We start from the raw sequence: 21644 nt of genomic DNA on the forward strand, positions 1-21644 counted from the left end.
AAAGGTCCTCCCACACACAGAGAGACGACGCGGCGGTCCGGATCGTTCAAAGCGTCCTGACAATCAGGCAATTCTCAGGAACGCGTATCATGACATCGAACCAAACCGTCGGCGCGCTTTGCACGCTCGCAATCCTTGCGCCCACATCAGCATTCGCGGACGGCCCGCAGGCAAATGGTCAGTGGGTCGCTGGCGCCCTCTTGGGCTATTCACGCGACATCTATGAGGGTGAGGGCGGCAAACTCAGCGGCGCTCCCTATCTCTCCTACAGCACAGGCCGCCTGAGCATCGGGTTTGAGGGAATAACCTACCGGGCCTATCAAAGCGACGCCTTCAAGGTGGCGCTGGTCGTGGCACCCGGCGCGTCACCGGATTTTCCTGATGACAACCCGATCTTCGCAGGGCTGGATCGTGGCACTGCCATCGATGTCGGCGGTACCATCTCATATTCATTCGACAGATTTTATCTGTCTGGCACAGCACTGCACGATATCTCGTCCGAGCATGAGGGCTACCAGATCGAGACAAAGATCGGCGCCGTTGTCCAAACCGATCCCTTCACCATCGATGCAGGCATCGGCGCACGGTACCGCGACGCCAAGCTGAGCAATTTCCTGATCGGTGTTGCCGCTGCCGAAGCAAATGCAAACCGCGCCGCCTATGATGCGGGCAGCACGATTGAGCCATTTCTGAGTGTGTCGATCACAATGCCACTCTCGGAGAAAACGTCACTGACCGGCGGTTTCGAATATTCGCTGCTCAGCCAGGAAATCCGGGACAGCCCGCTGGTTGGAAGGGATAGCAGCTATGGCATCGGGCTTGGTGTAATCCACCGGTTTTGACCGGACAACGCGGTGGCGCAAAAATCGCGACAGGGCTAAACCTTTGTTCTGAATGCTCTCGGGCTTCGATCAAAATGCTTGCGAAACTGCGTTGAGAAGCTTTGCAAATTGGAGAAACCATAGCGAAACGCGATCTCGCTGATGGATTGCGCATCATAGCGCGGGTCGCTCAGGTCACGCGCGACCCCATCAAGACGCTTTTGCCTGATGAAACCAGCGATTGATGTGCCTTCCTTGGCGAAAATACTGTTCAGGCGGCGCACCGACATCCCGATTGCGCGTGCGACCAGATCACGGTTCAGATCGGGGTTGGACAGATTATCACTGATCATCGCCTTTGCGCGCAAAAGCACGTGCTGCTCCGGTGAGGAAAGTTCCACCGCGGCCTGGCTTTCAGCGGCAAGCCCGGTGGCGATCAGATCGATCAGCGTCTCCTGAACCAGCTCCTGCTGGGTCGTGTTCTCAGAATTCAGATGCTCCGCAAAGGCCAGAATATTCTGGCGCACCAGCTTGCCCAGACCCTGCGTTCCATCGATCCGGCGGGCGGTCAGCACCCGCGCATTGGGCAGACGGTCCAAAAGCTTGTCAGCCGAGAGCTGTACAACGGTCTGGCTGAAATTCTCCGCCAGATCGAGCGCATATGGATCGGTGCTGGAATAAAGCGCCATATCACCTGCGCGCAAAAGGGCAGCATTGCCAAACTGCGTGATCCGCGATGTCTTGTCGGTCTGCAAACTGAGCAGAAAGTAAGAATCGGTGGACGCGTTGATGTCGCGCTTGCGCCGTTCCACTCTATGCGCCAGTCCCGAGACCCGCGAGATCGACAGCGCAGAATGCCGGGAGATGTCGATCAACCCCCTGAAGTTCTGACGGTTGTCGGTCTCACATCCCAGCTGCACATAGCTGTCGCACATCGCATCACGCCAGAACGAGAACCGATCCCGGGCGTCTACCTCTTCGGTGTCATAGCGGGTTTGCATATCCAATTTGTGAAATCCTCACCCTCTTGTTTGGCCCGCAATGCCCAAAAAAACAAGTTTTTCCGCCCAAAATCAAAAGACGCATGTGCACCTCACGTGCAGGCTGCTGCCTTAAAAACAAGGAGGTAAAACATGTCACAATTCAAAGTTGCCGCGGTTCAGGCCGCGCCATCGTTCCTGGATGTTGCCGCTGGTATCACCCGCGCGGTCGCCTTCATCGAAGAAGCCGCCCAAAAGGGTGCAAAGCTCGTGGTTTTTCCCGAGACCTGGCTGCCGGGGTACCCAAACCATATCTGGCTCGGCCCCGTTGCTTGGCAAATGCAGTTTGTGGGGCGTTACTTTGAGAATTCCATCGAGGCCGGTGATGTCCATGACAAGGCCATCGCCAAAGCCGCGCGGGACAATAGTATCCAGGTGTCGCTCGGCCTGTCGGAGCGGGCGGGTGGCAGCCTATACATCGCGCAATGGCATTACGACGAGACCGGGGAGTTGATCAAACGCCGCCGCAAGCTCAAGCCCACCCATGTGGAACGGACCGTTTTTGGTGAGGGCGACGGCTCTGACCTTGTGGTGAAGGACACCGCCATCGGGCGGATCGGGCAGCTGTCGTGCTGGGAACATCTGCAGCCGCTGTCGAAATATGCGATGTATGCGCAGGACGAACAAATTCACTGCGCCGCCTGGCCCAACCTCAAGCTTTATGAGGGTGGTGCATATGCGCTTGGCCATCAGGTGAATAATGCTGCCTCAATGCTCTATGCGGTGGAGGGCGGTTGTTTCGTGATTGCCGCCTGCGCGCTGGTCAGTAAGGAGCAGCAGGACATCCTGTGCGAAGGCGACCCCCAGAAAGAGGCGCTGTGCCCGGTGGGTGGCGGATACACCCGCATCTACGCGCCCGATGGTCAATCCATTGGCGCGGATTTGGCGGATACCGAAGAGGGGTTGGTCATGGCTGATATCGATCTCAGCATGATCGCATATGCCAAGGCGGCGGCAGACCCTGCGGGCCATTATTCGCGCCCTGATGTCACGCGTTTGATGCTCAACAGCAAACCACAGCGTCCGGTTATGGCCTTCGATGAGACAGCAGGGCTGGCGATGGAGGCGGCAGAAGGCGCCGCTGCGGAGGCCGATGTGGTCGAAATCGCTTCGGCGGCGGAATAAACGCACCCCCTGACCCCGTGCCGCGTGGGGTCTTTTGCACAATCCGGAGGGCAGCATGCCAACACCCGATGCATTCTATACGAAGTCCCAGCGCGCCCTGCAGAAAGAGGGCAAGCACGAAGGCTTGTCAGAAGTGGTGGTGCACGCCATCGTGCGCGATGAATTGGAAGAGATCCACACCGAGTATATCAGCAGCCGCGACTACTTCTTTCTGTCAACGGTAAATGGCAAAGGCGAGCCAACCGTTTCCTATAAGGGCGGTGAAGTGGGGTTTGTCAAAGTGCTGTCGTCCAATCGCCTGATCTTTCCCAATTACGATGGGAACGGCATGTGGCTGTCCATGGGCAATATCGACGAGGCCGCCAAGATCGGTATGCTGTTCATGGATATGGTCACCCCCTGGCGCATCCGCGTGCAAGGCACGGCCAAACTCAGCCGCGATGCGGATATGATTGCGCAATTCCCCGGCAGCAACATGGTTGTCGACGTGGCGGTGGATGTCGTGTTTCAGAATTGCGCCCGTTATATCCACAAGCACACGCGGGTTGAGAGCTCACCCTACGTGCCGGATGCCGACGGCAAGCAGCCCTACCCCGCCTGGAAACGGATCGATCCGATCCAGCCCTTCTTGCATCCAGACGATCAGGGCAAAGCAGCACAGGAAGGCGGCACGATCACAGAAGAAGAATACCTGGAGAAAGTGGCCAAAGGCATATCCTGACGGGTCGTCGTCGCGAACCCGAGGTTGGGGTGGTCGAGGATAACCCCGACCTCTCCACCCGCGAATGCGCGCGGCGCGTCCTAGGACCCTCCATCAGCCGCGTGCTGGTTGAACATGTCGACGACAATGTTCCAAGCTTCACCATCGCGTTCGAGAACGAATAGATAGGTGCCTTGCGCCTTTACGCCGACCTTCTCGATATCAGCCTCATAGCGGCCGATCATCACGGCCTGTGTCCCGTCGTCTGATACGATCAGCTCATCAAAACTATGGGTCAGCCTGCCTTCGTTTTCGATGATGAAACCGAAGGTCCCGCGTGGCACATCGAGACCTGCAACCGGCTCTTTATCCGGTGCAATCCAAAGCGGCGCGTCATCGTAAAGGTCGATGAAAGCTTCGAGATCATAGGTCGCGATGATTTCATTGTAGCGCTCGTTGTATGCGGTGAATTCCTGCTGCAGATCCAGGGGTTCGGTGGCGGCAGCAGGCAGGGACATCAGGGCCGCAAAGGCAAAGCCCGACAAAGAGGAGAGCAAGCGCATGGTCTTGTCCTTTCAGAAGAGATTGGGTTTTGGACGGGGAATGCGGGTTCAGGTGCCGTCGGGGCGCAGGAAAATCACTTCGCGCGTCACCTGCCAACGGTCGTCTTCGAAAATCAGATCAATGCTGAGCGTCAGGTCCATATCGACCCCGCTGAGATCATTCTTGCGCGACAAAAGCACATGGGCGGTATCCTCATTCACATCGATGCTGTGATATTTTGCCCAGGTGTTCATCGGCGGATCGCCGGCGTCGCGTTTTGACGCGAACAGGCCTTTGAACGCGGCCTTATCAGCAGTGTTCAAATTGTGATCATTGTCGATCATCACGACGTGCAACCTGTCATGATAGATGCGGTCCAGGACCTCCACGTCATAGGATGTCGCGGTCTGAATGAGGTCATCGATGGCCTTGCGAACCTGTTGAACCTCGGCGCTTTCGGGTGTCATTTCAGTGTGTTCCTTTTGAGGATGCGTGTCGCTTGACCATGCGGGCAAGGGTGTGGTCAGAAAAGCGCTAAGCTGCATGCAAAGTGCCCCGGATCGGATAGTTGTTATCCGGATTGCGGATGAAGCGCAGACCGCCCAGTAGTGTTTTGAGATCCGGCCGGGCAAAGGGCGCGTTTGAGATATCCGTGACCTGCACCCGGCCCTCCGCGTTCACAACAAAAATACCGGGTTCGGCGAAGGGCCGGTCGGTCTCCGGCGCGGAGCGCGGTTCGGAGACATAAAGCCCCAGCGCATGCATCTGACCGATGCTCAGATCATAGCCAACCGGAAAGTCGGGCGTTACCAGCGCGATCTGGTCCTGCGCCTTGTCTTCGGGGTCCGCGGAGACGGCCACCACATCGACACCAAGCGCATGGTACTCAGGCAACAGCGCGTTCAGCTCCGTGAGGTAGCTTGTACACATTGGACAATGTTTGCCGCGATAGACTACGACCAGTTGCCAATCTCGACCCTCCGCAGGCGCGCCAAGCGTGAGCCTGTCCCCACCCAGCTGAGCAACGACGATGTCGGGAAATTGCGATCCTGCGGGAAGTTTTTGAGCTGTCATCAGAGCATCCTTGCTGTTTTGTATTGATCGTTATAAAATATATTGGAAAGCAAAGATCAAGAGTTTTGTAATGAACGACACAAAAAAAGTTGGCAGGCCCAAGAAGTTCAATCGCGAAGAGGCGCTGCTCGGGGCCATCGGGGTGTTTTGGCGCAAGGGCTACGAAGGGGCATCGATGAAGCAGCTTACCGACGCCATGGGCATCAACAGCCCGAGCCTCTACGCTGAATTTGGCGACAAACACGGGTTATATCTTGAGGCCATCGCGCGCTACGCAAACGACGACGCCTGCGAACCATTGGTTGCACTGGAACGAGAGGCAGACATCAAGGAAGCCGTAAAAGCCTTTCTTGAGGCGGTGATTGACTACTCAACCCACCATCAAAGCGGTGCCAAGGGATGTTTCCTCGCGTCTTGCGTCTCCACCAGTGCGGGTCATGTCGAAGGTACGGCAAAGCTGCTGCGCGATGCGATTGCGGCTACAGACACCCGCATCGCGGCACGTTTCGACGTGGAAAAAACCCGCGGCACCCTGCCCTCGGATTTCCCGTCCAAAGATCAGGCAAAACTGCTCTTTGACCTGCGCCAGGGTCTTGTGTTTCGTGCGCGCGCGGGAATGCCAGAGGACGAACTTGCGGCGGATATTGAGAAATCTGTTGCCGCGGTTCTCGCCCCCGCGATGGTCATACCGCATTAGGTTCTTCGGAACCTTTTTTGCCCTCTAGGGCCATGCCTGCCCTCAGATGTCCGCTCCAGACCGGGCCAGCATGTTATCGCCACGCTACTTTCTGAACCATGGTCAAAGCCATATATGATCACTGGGAAACCAGTGCATGAGGAGTACGCATGACCGTCAGCATCCGTCCCGCAGAAATATCAGACCTTGAGATGGTCGCTGACCTGCTCATTCAGGACGCCGAACAGCGGTATGCCGGAAACCAAAGGCTTTGGCCGCTGGACGCGAACGCGCATCAGAAAACGCGATCCACCCTCAAGCGCGCGATGGAGGATGACCACCCGCCCTTCCGTCAACAATGGCTTCTGGCGGAGAGTGATGGTGACGTCGTCGGTGTGACCCATACGATACTTTTGCCCGTGCCGCCGATCTACGCGGGCGAGTTCGGCCCGCCGGGATTGATCATGGAAGATTGCTTTGTCGTGGAAAACGCGCCGGAGGGGACGCGCGCGGACCTCATCAAAGCGGCTGAAGCAGACCTGATTGCAGCGGGCGCGCAAATCCTGCTTACGTCCTCCGTTCCGGGCGGGGCCTTGGAGACGACCTATACATCCCAAAGCTACGAGCCCTTAACGCTCTATTTCGCCAAGGTCGGACTTGCTAAAGACAAGCCATTTGACGGTGTCCGAAGAGCTACAGAAAAGGACATTCCTGCAATCGTGGCCGCAAGCGCCGATCACAGGCGGAATTTGCACACAATCAATACATTCTGGAAACCGCATGCAGAAGCGGATGCGCGGTTTGGCAATTGGATGACACGCAGCCTCACACTGGATGACCGCGATATGTTTGTCTCAGAAACCGAAGGTGTTTTTGAGGGCTATGCCATCTCGCAGCCCGCGACGCCTCTGCACTTCCCAACGCCCCACGACATCGGCCGGATCGGGATCATTGATGACTTCTATCACGCGGATTTCGAAGATCCCGATACGCTGGCGGGTGCGGGCCATTCTGCGCGTGCAATGCTGCAGGCCGCAGAGGCAGCGCGGGAGGTCCGTGGTGATGCAGCCGCTTTGGTGATCTGCCCGGCGGCATGGCCATCGAAGGGCGCGCTACTGCGTTCTGCGGGCTACGAGAACGCGATAACCTGGTTCATCAAACGGTAGCGTCGCAAAAATAGACGCCCCGCTTGCGCAACTCAAAACTAGCCCACCAAGATCCATCGTAAAGAGATCGAAGCCCGCGCCGTGATGCGCTATGTGTCGGCAGATGCCCGCAAAGGACCAGACCATGCTGAATAAAAACCCCCCGACATTTGCGCCGATCAACCGCGCGTATAACGCGACCTTCACGCCGGGGCGCCTCAGCATCGGGCTGGTGATGCCCCTCGAAGCCTATCAGGTCGAAGAGCTTCCGACCCTGGAGCGGCATATCGAGCGCGCCAAACTGGCAGAGGCCCTGGGGTTTTCCGCGCTCTGGCTGCGGGATGTCCCCTTCAATGTGCCCTCTTTCGGGGATGTCGGGCAAATCTTCGACCCCTTTGTCTATCTGGGTGCGCTGGCGGCGCAGACCGACCGGATCGGCCTCGGCGTTGCCAGTGTGATCCTACCGCTGCGCCATCCCGCCCATGTGGCAAAGGCAGCGGCCTCGGTTGATGCGCTGTCCGGCGGGCGGGTCTTGCTGGGGGTGGCCTCGGGTGACCGGCCCGAAGAATATCCCGCGCTCAACATGGACTATCCCGAGCGCGGCGCGCGGTTCCGGGACAGCATGGCGTATATCCGCGCCACCTTCGACAGCTTTCCACAATTCGAAGGCGCTCAAGGCAAGCTGAACGGGCATATGGACATGCTGCCGAAACCCGTCTCCGGGCGATTTCCGATGCTGATCACCGGGGGCAGTCAGCAAACGCAGGAATGGAGCGCTGCAAACGGGGATGGTTGGATCACATACCCGCGCAATGCGGCGGTGCAGGCCCGGATGATCGCCGAGTACCGGCAGCGTATCGCGGATGTGGGGGGCACCGACAAACCTGTGGTCCAATCGCTCTATGTCGATGTCATGGAAAAAGCGGGCGCGCCGACCCGCCCGATCAGTCTGGGGTTTCAGGCGGGAACGACCTTCTTGCTGGACTATCTGCAAGAGATGGAAGGCCTTGGCATGAACCATGTGGCGCTAAATCTGCGGTATAATAATGCGGATATCGAAACCACGCTGAACCGCATTGCCGACGATCTGCTGCCAGCGTTTTCAGGTTAATGAAATCAGTCGATGACCGCCCCCCCGGGGTGGCTGCGCAACGTCAGGGTCCGATCCGCAAGCCGGTCAGCCTCGCGCGTGTCATGGGTCACAAAGAGCGTGGCCGGACGGTGATCGGCAATCAGGCTTTCCGTCAGGCGCAGCATCACTTCGGCCGTCTCGGAGTCAAGTGACACAAAGGGTTCATCCATGATCAAAAGCGCAGGCGCCTGTGCAAAAGCGCGGGCCAGCGACAACCGCCGTTGCTGTCCCAGCGAAAGCTGGCCGGGGAAAAGCCCCTCTTTGCCCTCCAGCCCAACGCGGACCAGCATATCTCGCGCCTGATCCTGAGTCAGATCCGGGTGCGGCAGCAAGAGATTCTTCAGAACCGACCGCCACGGCAAAAGCGTTGGCTCCTGAAACACAAAGGCCAGCGCATCGGGGCGTTCGACGGACCCTTCAAAATCCGCGTCAATCCCGGCGAGGATGCGCAGCAATGTCGACTTGCCGATCCCTGAGGGGCCAACCAGTGCCAGGGTTTCCCCCGGTGCGATCTCAAAAGCCACCCTGCCCAGCACCGGTGTTCCGTTAAAGCTTTTTGATTTGATGTCGGCGCGGATCATGCGGTGCGCCACCGTCTTGTGCTGCGCTCGAAGGGTTGCAGGATCAGCCATTCCACCAACAGCATCACGCAGATGAAGGAGAAGGCATAGACCAGCACCATCGCCACATCGAAGAGCTGGAAATAGAGGTGGATCTGAAACCCGATCCCCGAAGACCGGCCCAGAAATTCAACCACCAGCACGATTTTCCAAATCACTGCGACGCCGGAGCGCGCCGCGCCAGCAATGAACGGGGCGAGCTGCGGGAACACCACATGCCGCATCCGGGTGAGCCAGGACATCCGGTAGACCCGCGCCATGGCGTCCAGATCCGGGTCAAGCGCCCGCGCCCCTTCGCGGATGACCACCGCAACATTGGGCACCTTGTTCAGGGTCACGGCGATGATCGCGGCGGCCTCCGTCAGGCCGATCCACAGATAGCACAGCACGATCAGCACCAGCGCGGGCAGGTTCAGGAAAATGACCAGCCAGGGATCGAGCCAGCTGTTGACCCGCGCCGATCGCCCCATCACCAGCCCCAATGCCGTCCCAAGGGTCATGGCCAGCGCAAAGGCCCAAATCACTCGGATGATGGTGGCCCCGAGATGGGTCAGTAATTCCCCCGATACCAGTTCCTGATTGAAAAGCGGCACCAACGTCCAGGGCGTCGGCAGGATTTGCGCGTCGTCGGTAAGGATGGCGGCGACCACCCAGAGCAAAAGCAACCCGGCCAGCGACAGAAACGGGATGAGCCGCGCAGCCTGCATCTGGCGGCGGCTATTTCACATCGGCGAAAAGACCATCGGGCAGCGATGTGGCCTCGCCCACCAGTTCAGGACCGCCCAGGTCGCGCATCAGCACCAGCATCTTTTCCGCCGCTGCCGCATTCACCGGGCCCCGCGCGGGGATCCCGGCAATCCAGTCGGATTTAAGCTGGTCGAACTGCGCATCCGATCGCACATTCATAAGCGGACGCACCGCTTCCCAAGCGACATCGGAGGTGGCGAGCTTGTCCTTGGCCGCGCGGCTGGCCTCAAAGAATGCCTGCGCCAGACCGGGGTGGTCTGCCAGGAAGCTCTCTTTCATATAGTAGCCCAAAAGCGGCGTATCTGTATCGAGTCCCAACGCCTGCCCCGCCGTCTCGACCGAGATCAGCTCGCGCATGCCCGCCGCTTTGTTCTTCGCCAGAAAATGCCAGAAATTGATCGCGCCCGCGTATTCATCGCCCATGGCCGATTTGAAGATCAGCGGCGGCGCGCCATAGACCTGCTCGGTATCCGCCTTGAGGTCCATGCCGTATTGCTGCTGCGCATAGGCGCGCAGGATCAGCCAGGATTTGTCGAGCGGGCCACCGGCAATCCCGATCTTGCCGCCCTTCAAATCCTCAAGGGTTTGCGCTGTGCTTTCCTCCGGCACAACCACGCCGCCAACTGCACGTGAATAGGGAATGAAGACGTAATCCTTGCCCGCTGCCCGCTGGCGCGCCACCCAGATCCAATCGGCCACGGCCATGTCGGCCTCGCCACCCTCCACCGCGATCCGGGTGGCGCCATTATCCGCATAGGGCTGCACATCAAGCACGAAGTCATTGGCCCGGTCGAGCCCGTTTTCGGTGATCGTGGCCAGCTCCCAGTTGACGGTGCCGATTTTCAGCACCGCCGCCCGGATCGTGGGCGGCTCCTCAGCAAATGCAGGACCTGATAACGCCAGACAGAGCGCTGACAGGACATGGATCAAACGCATGGTCATTCCTCTCGCATGGCGCGGATCACTCCGCGCGTCGGCTCACCTCATTGAGGTCCTTGTCGAGCTTGATGTCAAACTGATTGCCACCTTTGCAGATCACATCGTCCAGATCATAGCCATCGTCTTCAACCTCGATGTCATCTGGATCCATCTGACATTCGATGGAAGCGAGCATGGCTTCGATCTTTTCAATGGTTTCCGCATCCAGATGCCCATCGGCAAAAGCCGGCGCGGAAATCAGGGTTGCAGCAGCAAGGACAAACAGGTGTTTCATAGATTTAGCTCCTTGGTTCATTGAATCGAAATGGTGATGGATTGGGTTTCGCCGGTGGATCCGGGAATGCGCAGCACATGGCGGCCGGGCTTGATGGCGATGAACGACATCTCGACCACACCCGCCTTGTCAAACTCGATACTGTCGATGGCCATCGGGCGGATTTCGATCTTGTTGATGACGATCTCGTTCATCCAGATCGAGCGGAAGAAGCTTGCCCCTTCTATCGCCAGTTCCGCCGAACCATCAGCGGTGACAACCAGCGTGTAGTAGGCACCCGACTCCAGGGTCACGTCCTCGCCCAGCGGTTGCCCGGACGCAAGGGTTAGTGGGATATCCTCACCCCGGTTGCATTTGGCCAGCAGACCGGCAAAGCCAAGGTCATCGCAGAGCGGTGCAGCCAGCGTAGGCCCACCCATCAGGACCAAGGCCGCGGCCATCAAAAGTTTCTTCATGTCTTTACTCTCCCTGTTTCGCTGATCTCGGTCATTCAATGGTCACCACGCCCCAGGGCTGCTGGCCGACCTGAACGGACTTGATCGCCTTTTCCTTGGCCACATCGATAACAGTGATGTCGTTGGAATTACCATTGGTCGTTAGTAGGAACTGCTCGTCGGGCGTGAAGTCCAGCTGCCAGACCCGTTGGCCCACGAGGATGTAGTCCAGCACCTCCAGGCTTTGTGCATCAACAACGGCCACCCGGTTCGCAGGCCCAAGCGCGACGAACAGCCGTTTGCCATCCGAGGTCACCCGCGCGCCCACCGGTTGCAGCCACTCGGGCTGCACCCCGGCCACCTCAAAGGAGATCTTGCCCACAACCGTCGGCGCACCATCCTCTGCGATGTCCATCACGGTCACGGTGCCGCCGATCTCGGAGGTCACAAAGAGGCGCTTGCCGTCCGCCGTGTAATGCGCATAGCGCGGGCGCTGATCGACCAGGATATTGTGTTTGATCTTGTAATCTTCGGTGGAGATGAAATGCGCCATATTGGTGGTCTCGGAGGTGTTGACCACGAATTTCGCATCCGGGCTCATCCCCATGCCTTCCGGCTCCACGCCCACAGGGACCTCGGCCAGGATCGTGCGGGTTTCGGTGTCGGTCACCGTCACCAGGTTGTCGTCCTCATTGGCGATATAGAGACGCTTGCCCGAAGGCTCCAGAATGAACAACTCCGGGTCCGGGCCGGAGGGCAGACTGGGCAGCTCTTCATAGGTTTTTGCATCGAAGACCCGCACCAGATTGTCGTCCGAGGCACAGACATAGATGACCTTACCATCCGGGCTGGCGGTGATCCCGCGCGGGCGGTTGCCTGCGAAGAACTCGGTTTCTACCTCCCAGGTCTCGGTGTTCAGCACGGTGATCGTGTTGCCGCGCTCGTTGGAGATAAACGCCTTGCCGGCATAGGCCGGGGCAGCGATCAGAGCGATCAGCGCGGTTGAGAGTAAAAAGGACTTCATCGTATATCTCCCCTTATTCAAAGGCGGTGCAGCTGGATTCAGGACGATCAAGCCCCATGGTATCGAGCGGCGATGTCTGGTGTAGGAACCCGTCCTGCGGGCTGACGCTCACGGTGATCGTGCCGTCATAGAGTAGGACTGGCTGGCGCAGCTGCCCGTTCCAATTCCGGAAGGTGACCTTCTGCCCTTTGAAGGCCGCGAGCTCAAATTCATCCGAAATCGCATAGTCCCGTACCCCGTCTGGCGCCGCCGTATTGGCGCGCGTGACGGCCTCCCCCACCACGCGCAGCGCCAACCAGACGTTATAGTCTTCGGGCTTGGCATAACGACCGGTCAGTTCCTCAAACCGGGTCTGATATTGCGTGGCCCCGTAAGCTTCATGCGCGCCGTGAAAGGTGGTGGGCACCAGCCCGCCCGACCCCATCACCGGGCGCGGGGTCCAGAGGTGATAGCTGAGGTATCGCGCAAAATAATCTGTTTCATCGGCGGCAATCACCACGTCATGCTCTTCGGCCTCTTGGGTAAAGGCGGGCAATTGGCGTTGCACCAGCACATGGCCGGAATCCGTCCGCCGGGAGCCGCCGGTGTCTTCGAACGAACGCTCCTCGACGATCTCGGCGCCGAACTTACGCGCCGCCTTGCGGTAGGCCTCGGCCAGGGCGATGTCCTGCGGGTTAGAGCCGGAGATCAGGAACCAATCCGTCCACTTTTTCCAAACGGCAAATTGCGCGACCGCATCGGCCATCATCCCGTGTGAGGGTGCCGTGTGCAGCAAGTTGCCACGGCAGGCATCATCCCGCAGCGCATTATCCGCTGCGCGCGCATTGAAGACCAGGGCACCCGCCGCCGCCGCCTGATCGGTCAACCGCAGCAAATCCTCTGTGCGGGACAGAATGACGACAAGCTTGATCCCATCCGCCAGGATCTGCGCCATCGCTGCATCGGCCTCTTCGGGGGACACAGCGACGGTTGTGGTCTCATAGGTATGCCCCAGAAAACCACCCGTGGTGCCATTGTCTTCATCTGCCAGAGCAGCCCCGGCAAAGCCAAGATCGGCGGGGGGCAGATCATAGCGGCTGATCGGCAATAGCGTGGGGTAATCGATGCGCAAAACAGCCGCTTTGACATCAATGGCCAAGGCTGATCCGGCCGTCATCACACTGGAAATGGCCGCCAAAAGCGACGCGTGCCAAAAACGCACGTGAACCTCCCTTACCCGGGTAGTGTGCCGGGCCTCCCTTTTGTTCCCAGCCGATACGATCAGGTGAACCGATACTTTTGGCCGGGTTGTGAATATGAGCCTAGCAGCCGCACGATAAAGCACGATTCTTATTTTTTAAGAACGGGCATATGCGACTGATCTTGTTTGCTTTGCTGGCAGCCAGTGCTGTTCACGCGCAGGAGCGTGTGGCATTTTTCGGCATGACCATGCTGGACACCTCCTTGCAGACCAGCACGCTTGGTCAGGACCCCGCAGAGCTTGACCGGCTGGCGATGCTGGAGGCGATGGTGACTGATCGGTTCACGCAGGAAGGATACGTTCTGGTCGACATCGAGCCCGCCCGCAAAGAGATCGACCGGGTGGTCAATCTCGCGAAATGCTACGGCTGTGACACGCGCATCGCCACACAGCTTGGCGCGGATTATTCGCTGGTGGGTGAGGTGCAGAAAGTCTCTGACCTGATCCTTGCAATCAACCTGCAACTGCGGGCCGCCGACAGTGGTGAGATGGTCAAGGGCGGCGTTGTCGACATCCGCGGCAACACCGACGAAAGCTGGCAGCGCGGCATGCGCTACATCCTGAAAAACAGATTTTTCGTGAAGGAGAAATAATGAAAAAACGTGCATTCTTAGGGGTTTGCTTGGCTGCAACGGTTCTGCCGGGCGTGGTGATGGCGCATGGTCCCACCCGGCAAAAGGTGACACTGACGACCGAGGTGGCCGCCGATCCCGCAGAGGTTTGGGCCGCCATTGGAAACTTTCAGGACATGTCCTGGCACCCGGCGGTGCATGAGACAACCGGTGAAAACGGTAATGAGATCGACGCGACACGGGTGCTGACCCTGGGCGCTGCGGATGGTCCGACCATCTCCGAAATCCTCTATAAGTTCAGCGACGAGAAGATGAGTTATTCCTACCGGATCACCGAGGTGGCGGTCGAAGTGCTGCCGGTCACCAATTACTCTTCGCATCTGACGGTGAAACCCCGCGACGCGGGCGGATCAATCATCGAGTGGCGCGGCGCATTCTATCGCGGATACCCGAACAACGACCCACCTGAAGAGCTGAATGACGCCGCCGCCATTGCCGCTGTCACGGGCGTGTATCAGGCCGGGCTGGATGCGCTGACGGCGACATTTGGTGCCCCCGGTTCTTGATCTCAGCCTCGCGCTGACCCTTGCCGCAACACCCCTTGCGGCGGGGGATCTGGCCTATGTGACCTGCCAGAACGGCGATGGTGTCAGTGTGCTGGACATTGACGCAGGCGCGGAGATTGCGCGTTGGTCGGTGCCCGGCAAACCGGCGGGCGTCGCCGCGTCCCATGGTGCGGTGTTCACGGTTGCCCCAGACAGCAAGACCCTGCGCAAACACGACCCGGCAACGGGCGGCGTGCTGACCCACGTCCAATTGGACGGTGGCCCCATCGGCATCGCTCATGATGTGGCCCGCGGGCAGGTGTTTGTGTCCGATTGGTACAACGCGCGGATCTGGATGTTGGACGACCAGAAACTGTCCGTGCTCAAAGAGCTTTCCGTTGGCGCGGCCCCCGCCGGGCTTGCGCTTTCGGATGACGGTCGTTTTGTCGCCTCCGCAGATCGTGACGCCGATCAAGTGTCCATTTTCGACGCGGCCACGCTGGACCTGCGCGCCCGGATTGACGTGGGCATCCGTCCCTTTGGCCTGCGCTTTAGCCCCGATGGTCGGCTCTTTGTCGGCAATGTCGGCAGCAATGACGTGACGGTGATCCATGTGGAGAGCGGCGCGGTCGCAGCAACGGTACCGGTGGGCGAACGACCTTACGGCGTTGCCTTCGCCCAGGGCCGCGCCTTTGTCACCAACCAATATGAGGACACCGTGAGCGTCATCGACCTCAAGACACTTGAACCGATGGGCAAGCTCGAGACCGGCGAATACCCCGAAGGCATCTACACCAGCAGCGATGGCCGCCACATCCTTGTGGCCAACTGGTTCGATAATACCGTCACAATTTTCAACGCAGAGACGCTTTCTATGGTAGATGAGATAGAGACCTGCGACGGCCCGCGCGCCTTTGGTGCGTTTATTCTGGAAGACAGCGAATGAAACACCTTGGATTAACCGCAGCTTTCCTGTGCTGCACCGCCCTGCCGGCGCTGGCAAGCAACGAGGCCTGGGACTCGGTCAAAGAACAGCTCTACGGCGAGCGCGCGATGCTGAGCGGCGAGGGCATCATCGCCATCGACGCCCCCTACCGCACCTACGACGACGCGCGCACCGATCTGGCCGCCCAGATCAAGGCCCCGCCCGGTGCGCAGATTGCTAAGGTAACCGTGGTGCTGGATGAAAACCCGATGCCGGTGTCCGCCGTGTTTGACCTCGAAACGCCGCAGCCCGGGTTCTATTTTGACATCACGATGCGGGTGAACGGCCCGACGCCGATGCATGTGGTCGCCGAAACCTCCGATGGCAGGCTGTTTGTCTCGGAGACCTTCGTGAAAACCTCCGGTCAGGGGGCCTGCGCCGCGCCTCCCGGCACGGATCCGGAGATCGCGCTGGCGACGCTTGGGCAGATGAACATCGATGTCGCGGGCACCGTGCAGGGGGGCAAGCTCACCAGCCTCGCCTCCCGCCTCAGCCGCATGGACGTGGACATCTCGCACCCCTCGCACTCGGGCATGCAAATGGACCAGATCTCGCTGCTGTTCATCCCGATGCGCTATGTGGAGAACGTCGAGATTGATCTCGATGGCGCGGGCTTTGTCGATCTGACCGGGTCGATTTCGCTCTCTGAAAACCCCCGCCTCGGGTTGGCCGTGCCGCAGAGCACACGCTCGGTCGATGTCACCATGACAGACACCAGTGGCGCAGTCAGCCATGTGCACAAGGACCTTGCCGGGTTCTGAACTGCGGTGTCAGTTGGTCTGGGGCTGGCCGTCCTCGGGCGTGACGCGTTCCAGCGGGTAGTCCCACAGCTGCCAGCCATCGGTGCCTTCGGGCAGCCAATAGACATTCGTATAGCCCCATTCGAGGGCGCGTTTGGCGGCGTTCCAACTCATCCAGCAGTCTTCCAGACAGAAGATGACAATCGGATGGGACGCATCGCCCTGCGTGACCTTCTCAAGGCCCACGCGAAAGTACTCAGCGGTCACGTCCGCGATGGCGCCATAGCCCACATTCGGCAGCCAGATCGCACCGGGGATGGAGTTGCGCGGCTTGTCGCGCCAGATTGTGCCCTCGGGCAGGTTGGCGGGTTTCGGCGGTTGGGGCAGCACGTCGATGAAACCCGCCTTGCCCTCAGTCCACAGCGCATGCGCGCCCTCAGGCCCAACCACTGTCGCCCCGGCCAGCGTCGCGGGCACCGGGTTTCGGTAGTGATCCATGCGATAATCGGCAGGTTCAGGAACCGTTTGCCCCCAGCTCGCCAGCGGCAGCACGATGAGCGCCGCCGCGAGCAGGCCTCGGATCAATTGGAAATCTCCATCACCTCGGTGCCAAGATCGGTGACCAGCGGCACCCCCGCGTCAGCCAGCAAGGCGTTGATCTCATCCTGATTGCGCCGGATCAGCGAATTCAGCTTGCGTTGCCAGACCTTCTCGCCAATGCGCACCCCCATGGTGATGCGGTAAAACAGACGCGGCGGCAATTCCTCCTTGATCAGGGGGATCACCTTGAAATCGGCATATTCGGTTTTCACCAGCGGCCCCCCCAATGGCCCCCAGAGCACCGCCGCGTCGATCTCACCCGACCCCAGATCGTTCAGCATGTCGATTGCGGGGCTTTCATGTCGGCGGTCCACCACCAGATTATACCCTTTGGATTTGCCAATCAGACCGTGGCGCGCCAGATGGGCCGCAGGTGGTGTGCCCGCGATAATGCCAATCCGCTGTCCTTCCAGCGCCGGGTCCGCAAGCGACTGCACCGCCGCCAGATCGCTATCTTTCGGCACGATCAGGGTATAGACGGAGGTGAAATAGTGATTGGTGTTCAACACCAGCTCATGGCCCTGCGCATAGCCCATCACCACATCGCATTGCTTGGCGCGCAGCGTGTTGCGGATGAACCCAGTGGCCATCGGATACCAGGTATATTGCACCGGCAGTTCCAGTTTGGCGCCCACAAGCTCCGCGAGCTTGTTTTCAAAACCGGTCTCGTCCTTGGCGGACATTGGATAGTTCGCGGGATCCGCACAGACACGCAAGGCATTGTTGGATACCAGGTCAGATGTCTGTGCACCTGCAGATCCCGCGAGGGAGAAACCCAGGAAGAGGGTTACAGCCAGGTGTCGTAAATTCTCAGCCCATGCAGGCATCTTCATCCTCTCGGATTACGTCGGATTTGGCCTCTTTCTTGGCCGGGCGTCCGCGGGGAACCACCTCGGCACCCCGTGCCTTGAGGTAGACATAGATATCGTCGAGATAGCACATGACATTGCGGTTGTCGCCAAAGCCGGGCATGACCGAATTCTCGGATGCACCCACACGTTTGCGGCCGTTCACGACGACATCGACGAATTCATAGTAATCCATGTCGATGGCGGATGCCTTGAGCGCGGGCGCATAGGTCGATCCTTCGCCCTCGGGACCATGACACACATGGCATTCGGCATGGTAGCGCCGGAAACCATTGAACGTCAGCCAGTCTACGGTGCCATCTTCAGCCACATTGAATGTCGGAATATCGTCATCTGTAAAATAGCGCCCATCTTCTGTGTAGGACACCGCAAGATTGTCGGCTGATGCTGCGATTGGAAATCCTGCCATCAGGCCAATTGCGAAAAGACGTGCTGCTGTTCTCATGTTCACTCCCTTGTGTCCAGATGCTGGCGCGACCCGCGGGGCCGCGCCAGCTTTTTTCAGATCACCGAAAGCGTGATCAGTTCGGCAGAGCGAAGACGGTCAGCTGACCCCCCAGCGCGGTATAGTCGCTGAGCGCTGCATATCCGCCAACAGCCCCGAGGCCGTCGTTTGGATTTGTCAGACCAGCCGCAAGACCGATCCCGGCCCAGCCGCCAACACCCGACAGGATGCCGACATATTGCTTGCCCGCGGATTCGTAGGTCATCACGTTACCGATGATGCCCGAGGGTGTTTTGAAGCGATAGAGCTCCTCCCCGGTTTCCGCGCTCACCGCTTTCAGGTGACCTTCGAGCGTGCCGTAGAACACCACATCGCCCGCCGTGGCCAGAGCACCGGACCAGACCGAGAACTTCTCGGGGATGGACCATTTGATTTCGCCATTGATGTTATCCCAGGCGATGAAGTTGCCCATGCCACCATGGCTGTCAGGCGCCGGATACATCGACAGGGTCGCACCCACGTAAGGCTGACCTGCGGTGTAGCTCACCCGGAAGGGTTCATAGTCCATGCAGACGTGGTTTGTCGGCACATAGAACATTTCCGTTTTGGGTGAATAGGCCGCTGGCTGCTGGTCTTTCGTACCCAGAGCCGCCGGGCAGATGCCGGTGGAGTTGACGTCTTCACCGTTTTGCGCTGTGGAGTATTGCGCCACAACCGCCGGACGCCCGTAGGTGTCAGAGGCTGGGTCCATGTCCACACCCGTGGTCCAGTTCACAACCGGATCGAACTTTTCAGCAACCAGCAGTTCGCCGGTCACGCGGTCCAGTGTGTACCCCAGACCGTTCCGATCAAAGTGGGTCAGCAGCTTGCGCTCTTCCCCGTCGATCATCTGCTCGGTCAGGATGTTTTCGTTCACACCGTCATAATCCCACTCGTCATGCGGGGTCATCTGGTAGAACCATTTGGCCACACCGGTGTCGATGTCACGCGCCATCAGCGTCATGGACCAACGGTTGTCGCCCGGGCGCTGTGCCGGGTTCCAGGTCGATGGGTTACCGGTGCCATAGTAGAACAGGTTTTCGTCCATATCGGCCGAATACCAGCCCCAGGTGGTGCCGCCCCCGATCATCCACTGGTCGCCTTCCCAGGTATTGGTGCCTGAGTCCGTCCCCACTGGTTTGCCCAGATGCGTGGTGTTTTCGGGATCAACGAGGATGTCGCTGTCAGGGCCCATGGAATAGGCGCGCCAGACTTGCTCGCCGGTGGCCATGTCATAGGCCGTCGTGTGACCGCGCACACCAAACTCACCGCCCGAGATGCCGACAATGATCTTGTCCTTGACCGGCAGCACGGTGGCCGTGTTGGTCTCTCCGATGGCCGGATCGCCGTTTTGCGCTTCCCATTCGACCGCGCCGGTTTCCGCGTTCAACGCGACAACCTTGGTATCGGCCTGATGCAGGAAGATCTTGCCATCCGCATAAGCCACACCGCGGTTGACGGTGTCACAGCACATCACCGGAATGACGTCCGGATCCTGCTTGGGCTCATACTTCCAGATGATCTTGCCTTCATTGGCCAGATCGAGCGCGTAGACGATGTTCGGGAACGGCGTGTGCACGTACATCGTGTCGCCGATCACCAGTGGCGAGCCTTCATGGCCGCGCAGAACGCCGGTCGAGAACGTCCAGGCAACCTGCAGATCACCGACGTTTTCCGCATTGATCTGGTCAAGCGCGGAATAGCGCTGGTTCTTGTAGTCGCCGGTCTGGATCGCCCATTGGCTGGCGTTGTCCATCTGGGCTATGAGATCGTCGTTTGCAAAGGCCATACTGGCGGCGCAAAGAGCGATCCCAGACGTGAAAAGCTTGAGCTTTTTCATCAAAGTACCTCCCTGGTATGCGGCGGAATTGCCGCGAGAATGACACGCAGGCCCGGGTCGGGCTTGGCATCAGGTTTTCCCTGCGCGGCCGGTCTCTCCCTCGGCTGAGCAGGAAATTCTTGGTCTTACGAGCCTTCAGCAGCGAAGGTCGCAAGATATGCGATTACGTTTGCCCGGTCGTCCTCCTTGCGCAGACCGGCAAAGGACATCTTGGTGCCCTTGGCGTAGTTCCGTGGCTTTTCGAGAAAGGCCGCCAGTTCCTCCGGCGTCCAGGTCGTGCCCGCGTCGCGCAGGCCCACCAGAACGTCCGAATAGGAAAACCCTTCAACCGAGGCCACGGCGCGGTCGACCACACCGTTCAGCGCCGGACCCACCTTGTTTTCAGCGCCTTCGCCCACCGCATGGCAGGCCTTGCACTTGCGGAACACCTTTTCGCCCGCCGCAGCATCTCCGGTGACATGACCATCCGCGAACAGCGCCGCGGGAAGCATCATCAATGGGGTTGCTACCAAAAACTTCTTCAACATTTTCTACCTTCCTTGGGTTGAACCTGGGTCGTGTGCCATCAATGCAATCGGGCGGCGTGCCATCTGACGTGATCCCGCGCAAAGCTGTTCACGAAGAAATATGAGTGGTCATATCCCTCCTGCATCCGCACCTGCCCGGGCTGCCGACGGCGTGCCATCATATCCGCCAGCGCCTCGGGCTTCAGCAGATCGAGGAATTGATCCCCCGAGCCCTGATCGACCAGCAGATCGCCTTTCCAGCCATGTTCCTGCAGCAGCAGCGTCGCATCGTGTTCCGCCCAGCTGCTTTCATCATCGCCCAGATAGGCGCTCAGCTGTTTGCGGCCCCAGTCGGATTTGGTGGGGTTGGCAATCGGCGCAAAGGCCGACAGCGAGTCAAAGAGCCCGGCGTTACGGATGGCGATGGTGATCGCCCCGTGCCCGCCCATCGAATGGCCGGTGATGCCGTGACGGTCCTGCACCGGCAGATTGTCCATGACAATCGACCGCAATTCGCTGACGATATAGTCGTACATGCGATAGTGGGTTTTCCACGGGTTCCGCGTGGCATTCACATAGAACCCCGCCCCCTGCCCCAGATCATAGGCCTCATCATCACTCACGCCGGTGCCGCGCGGCGAGGTGTCGGGAAAGATCACCGCCAGCCCGTGTTCGGCCGCGTGTTCCTGAAACCCGCCCTTGGTCATCGCGTTTTCATGGGTGCAGGTCAGACCACTCAGATACCACAACACCGGCACCGGACCGACCTCGGCCTGGGGGGGCAGGTAGGCCGCAAATGTCATCTCGCACCCGCAGGTATTGGAGGGGTGTTTGAAAACCTTCTGGCTCCCGCCGAAACTTCTGTTTTCCGAGACCAGCTCCATATCAGCTCAAAACTCCACCACAGCCCTGATCGACTTGCCCTCATGCATCAGCTCGAACCCGTGGTTGATCTCGTCCAGTGTCAGC

Annotated in this window: 27 protein-coding genes; 10 read left to right on the forward strand and 17 right to left on the reverse strand. The window is 59.4% G+C overall.

Annotated features, from left to right (window positions below; all coding sequences use genetic code 11):
* Positions 1–89 precede the first annotated feature (89 nt).
* Positions 90–842 (forward strand): MipA/OmpV family protein, encoded by a 753-nt coding sequence (locus Q1A63_RS24710; RefSeq protein ID WP_298976688.1) that lies wholly within the window; start codon positions 90–92, stop codon positions 840–842.
* Positions 843–877: 35 nt separating this feature from the next.
* Here Q1A63_RS24710 and Q1A63_RS24715 read toward each other — a convergent pair whose 3' ends face one another.
* Positions 878–1822: a helix-turn-helix domain-containing protein gene (locus tag Q1A63_RS24715; protein ID WP_299632675.1), complete on the reverse strand. Its 945-nt coding sequence runs from the start codon at positions 1820–1822 to the stop codon at positions 878–880.
* A gap of 132 nt (positions 1823–1954) precedes the next feature.
* Between Q1A63_RS24715 and Q1A63_RS24720 the strand changes: the two genes are divergently transcribed.
* Entirely contained in the window at positions 1955–2986 is a 1032-nt protein-coding gene (locus Q1A63_RS24720; RefSeq protein WP_299632667.1) for a carbon-nitrogen hydrolase family protein, read from the forward strand.
* A gap of 55 nt (positions 2987–3041) precedes the next feature.
* Entirely contained in the window at positions 3042–3707 is a 666-nt protein-coding gene (locus tag Q1A63_RS24725; RefSeq protein ID WP_299632668.1) for a pyridoxamine 5'-phosphate oxidase family protein, read from the forward strand.
* An 80-nt stretch (positions 3708–3787) separates the two neighbouring features.
* Here the strand turns inward: Q1A63_RS24725 and Q1A63_RS24730 are convergent, their stop codons facing one another.
* The 3 genes from Q1A63_RS24730 to Q1A63_RS24740 form a co-directional block, all read right to left on the reverse strand.
* Positions 3788–4249, reverse strand: a complete 462-nt coding sequence (locus Q1A63_RS24730; RefSeq protein ID WP_299632669.1) for a nuclear transport factor 2 family protein — start codon at positions 4247–4249, stop codon at positions 3788–3790.
* Positions 4250–4297: 48 nt separating this feature from the next.
* Positions 4298–4696: a nuclear transport factor 2 family protein gene (locus tag Q1A63_RS24735; RefSeq protein WP_299632670.1), complete on the reverse strand. Its 399-nt coding sequence runs from the start codon at positions 4694–4696 to the stop codon at positions 4298–4300.
* Positions 4697–4763: 67 nt separating this feature from the next.
* Positions 4764–5303: a peroxiredoxin-like family protein gene (locus Q1A63_RS24740; protein ID WP_299632672.1), complete on the reverse strand. Its 540-nt coding sequence runs from the start codon at positions 5301–5303 to the stop codon at positions 4764–4766.
* Positions 5304–5373: 70 nt separating this feature from the next.
* On the opposite strand from Q1A63_RS24740, the gene Q1A63_RS24745 reads away from it, so the two are divergent.
* From Q1A63_RS24745 to Q1A63_RS24755, 3 genes are all read left to right on the forward strand, one after another.
* Positions 5374–6000, forward strand: coding sequence for a TetR/AcrR family transcriptional regulator (locus Q1A63_RS24745; protein WP_298976696.1), 627 nt, complete (start codon positions 5374–5376; stop codon positions 5998–6000).
* 149 nt (positions 6001–6149) lie between these two features.
* Positions 6150–7145, forward strand: coding sequence for a hypothetical protein (locus Q1A63_RS24750; RefSeq protein WP_298976698.1), 996 nt, complete (start codon positions 6150–6152; stop codon positions 7143–7145).
* Positions 7146–7269: 124 nt separating this feature from the next.
* Positions 7270–8235: an LLM class oxidoreductase gene (locus tag Q1A63_RS24755; RefSeq protein WP_298976700.1), complete on the forward strand. Its 966-nt coding sequence runs from the start codon at positions 7270–7272 to the stop codon at positions 8233–8235.
* Between the two features lie 5 nt (positions 8236–8240).
* Here the strand turns inward: Q1A63_RS24755 and Q1A63_RS24760 are convergent, their stop codons facing one another.
* The 7 genes from Q1A63_RS24760 to Q1A63_RS24790 are packed head-to-tail and all read right to left on the reverse strand — an operon-like array spanning position 8241 to position 13450.
* Positions 8241–8837, reverse strand: coding sequence for an ABC transporter ATP-binding protein (locus Q1A63_RS24760; protein WP_298976702.1), 597 nt, complete (start codon positions 8835–8837; stop codon positions 8241–8243).
* The gene (locus Q1A63_RS24765; RefSeq protein ID WP_298976703.1) at positions 8834–9583 is read right to left on the reverse strand and encodes an ABC transporter permease; all 750 of its coding nucleotides are present in this window, start codon (positions 9581–9583) and stop codon (positions 8834–8836) included. Before Q1A63_RS24765 ends, Q1A63_RS24760 begins: the two co-directional genes overlap by 4 nt.
* 10 nt (positions 9584–9593) lie before the next feature.
* Complete coding sequence (locus Q1A63_RS24770; RefSeq protein ID WP_298976705.1) at positions 9594–10559, reverse strand: ABC transporter substrate-binding protein; 966 nt, start codon at positions 10557–10559, stop codon at positions 9594–9596.
* 25 nt (positions 10560–10584) lie between these two features.
* Positions 10585–10836, reverse strand: coding sequence for a PepSY domain-containing protein (locus Q1A63_RS24775; RefSeq protein ID WP_298976706.1), 252 nt, complete (start codon positions 10834–10836; stop codon positions 10585–10587).
* 17 nt (positions 10837–10853) lie between these two features.
* Positions 10854–11291, reverse strand: a complete 438-nt coding sequence (locus Q1A63_RS24780) for a hypothetical protein (protein WP_298976707.1) — start codon at positions 11289–11291, stop codon at positions 10854–10856.
* A 31-nt stretch (positions 11292–11322) separates the two neighbouring features.
* Positions 11323–12294, reverse strand: coding sequence for a YVTN family beta-propeller repeat protein (locus tag Q1A63_RS24785; protein WP_298976709.1), 972 nt, complete (start codon positions 12292–12294; stop codon positions 11323–11325).
* A 13-nt stretch (positions 12295–12307) separates the two neighbouring features.
* A complete protein-coding gene (locus Q1A63_RS24790; protein WP_299632676.1) occupies positions 12308–13450 on the reverse strand; it encodes an ABC transporter substrate-binding protein in 1143 nt (380 codons plus the stop codon).
* A gap of 194 nt (positions 13451–13644) precedes the next feature.
* Here Q1A63_RS24790 and Q1A63_RS24795 point away from each other — a divergent pair, with 194 nt between their 5' ends.
* From Q1A63_RS24795 to Q1A63_RS24810, 4 genes are read left to right on the forward strand one after another with little or no spacing between them, the layout of a single operon-like run.
* A complete protein-coding gene (locus Q1A63_RS24795; RefSeq protein WP_298976710.1) occupies positions 13645–14127 on the forward strand; it encodes a DUF3280 domain-containing protein in 483 nt (160 codons plus the stop codon).
* Positions 14127–14672, forward strand: a complete 546-nt coding sequence (locus tag Q1A63_RS24800) for an SRPBCC family protein (protein WP_298976712.1) — start codon at positions 14127–14129, stop codon at positions 14670–14672. Before Q1A63_RS24795 ends, Q1A63_RS24800 begins: the two co-directional genes overlap by 1 nt.
* Positions 14656–15597 (forward strand): cytochrome D1 domain-containing protein, encoded by a 942-nt coding sequence (locus Q1A63_RS24805; protein WP_299632674.1) that lies wholly within the window; start codon positions 14656–14658, stop codon positions 15595–15597. Before Q1A63_RS24800 ends, Q1A63_RS24805 begins: the two co-directional genes overlap by 17 nt.
* Positions 15594–16397 (forward strand): quinoprotein dehydrogenase-associated SoxYZ-like carrier, encoded by an 804-nt coding sequence (locus Q1A63_RS24810; RefSeq protein WP_298976715.1) that lies wholly within the window; start codon positions 15594–15596, stop codon positions 16395–16397. Before Q1A63_RS24805 ends, Q1A63_RS24810 begins: the two co-directional genes overlap by 4 nt.
* A gap of 9 nt (positions 16398–16406) precedes the next feature.
* Here the strand turns inward: Q1A63_RS24810 and Q1A63_RS24815 are convergent, their stop codons facing one another.
* The 6 genes from Q1A63_RS24815 to fghA form a co-directional block, all read right to left on the reverse strand.
* Positions 16407–16961: a PQQ-dependent catabolism-associated CXXCW motif protein gene (locus Q1A63_RS24815; RefSeq protein WP_298976716.1), complete on the reverse strand. Its 555-nt coding sequence runs from the start codon at positions 16959–16961 to the stop codon at positions 16407–16409.
* Positions 16958–17803 carry a substrate-binding domain-containing protein gene (locus Q1A63_RS24820; protein ID WP_298976718.1) on the reverse strand — a complete coding sequence of 282 codons (846 nt, stop codon included), beginning with the start codon at positions 17801–17803 and terminating at the stop codon, positions 16958–16960. Before Q1A63_RS24820 ends, Q1A63_RS24815 begins: the two co-directional genes overlap by 4 nt.
* Entirely contained in the window at positions 17787–18254 is a 468-nt protein-coding gene (locus tag Q1A63_RS24825; protein WP_298976720.1) for a c-type cytochrome, methanol metabolism-related, read from the reverse strand. The genes Q1A63_RS24820 and Q1A63_RS24825 overlap by 17 nt, the downstream gene beginning before the upstream one ends.
* A gap of 112 nt (positions 18255–18366) precedes the next feature.
* Entirely contained in the window at positions 18367–20169 is a 1803-nt protein-coding gene (locus Q1A63_RS24830; protein WP_298976722.1) for a methanol/ethanol family PQQ-dependent dehydrogenase, read from the reverse strand.
* 125 nt (positions 20170–20294) lie between these two features.
* A complete protein-coding gene (locus tag Q1A63_RS24835; RefSeq protein WP_298976724.1) occupies positions 20295–20696 on the reverse strand; it encodes a cytochrome c family protein in 402 nt (133 codons plus the stop codon).
* Between the two features lie 38 nt (positions 20697–20734).
* The gene (gene fghA, locus Q1A63_RS24840; RefSeq protein ID WP_298976725.1) at positions 20735–21559 is read right to left on the reverse strand and encodes an S-formylglutathione hydrolase; all 825 of its coding nucleotides are present in this window, start codon (positions 21557–21559) and stop codon (positions 20735–20737) included.
* Between the last annotated feature and the right edge of the window lie 85 nt (positions 21560–21644).

It is taken from the genome of uncultured Roseobacter sp., from assembly GCF_947499265.1.
In the GTDB taxonomy this organism is placed as follows: Bacteria; Pseudomonadota; Alphaproteobacteria; order Rhodobacterales; family Rhodobacteraceae; genus Roseobacter.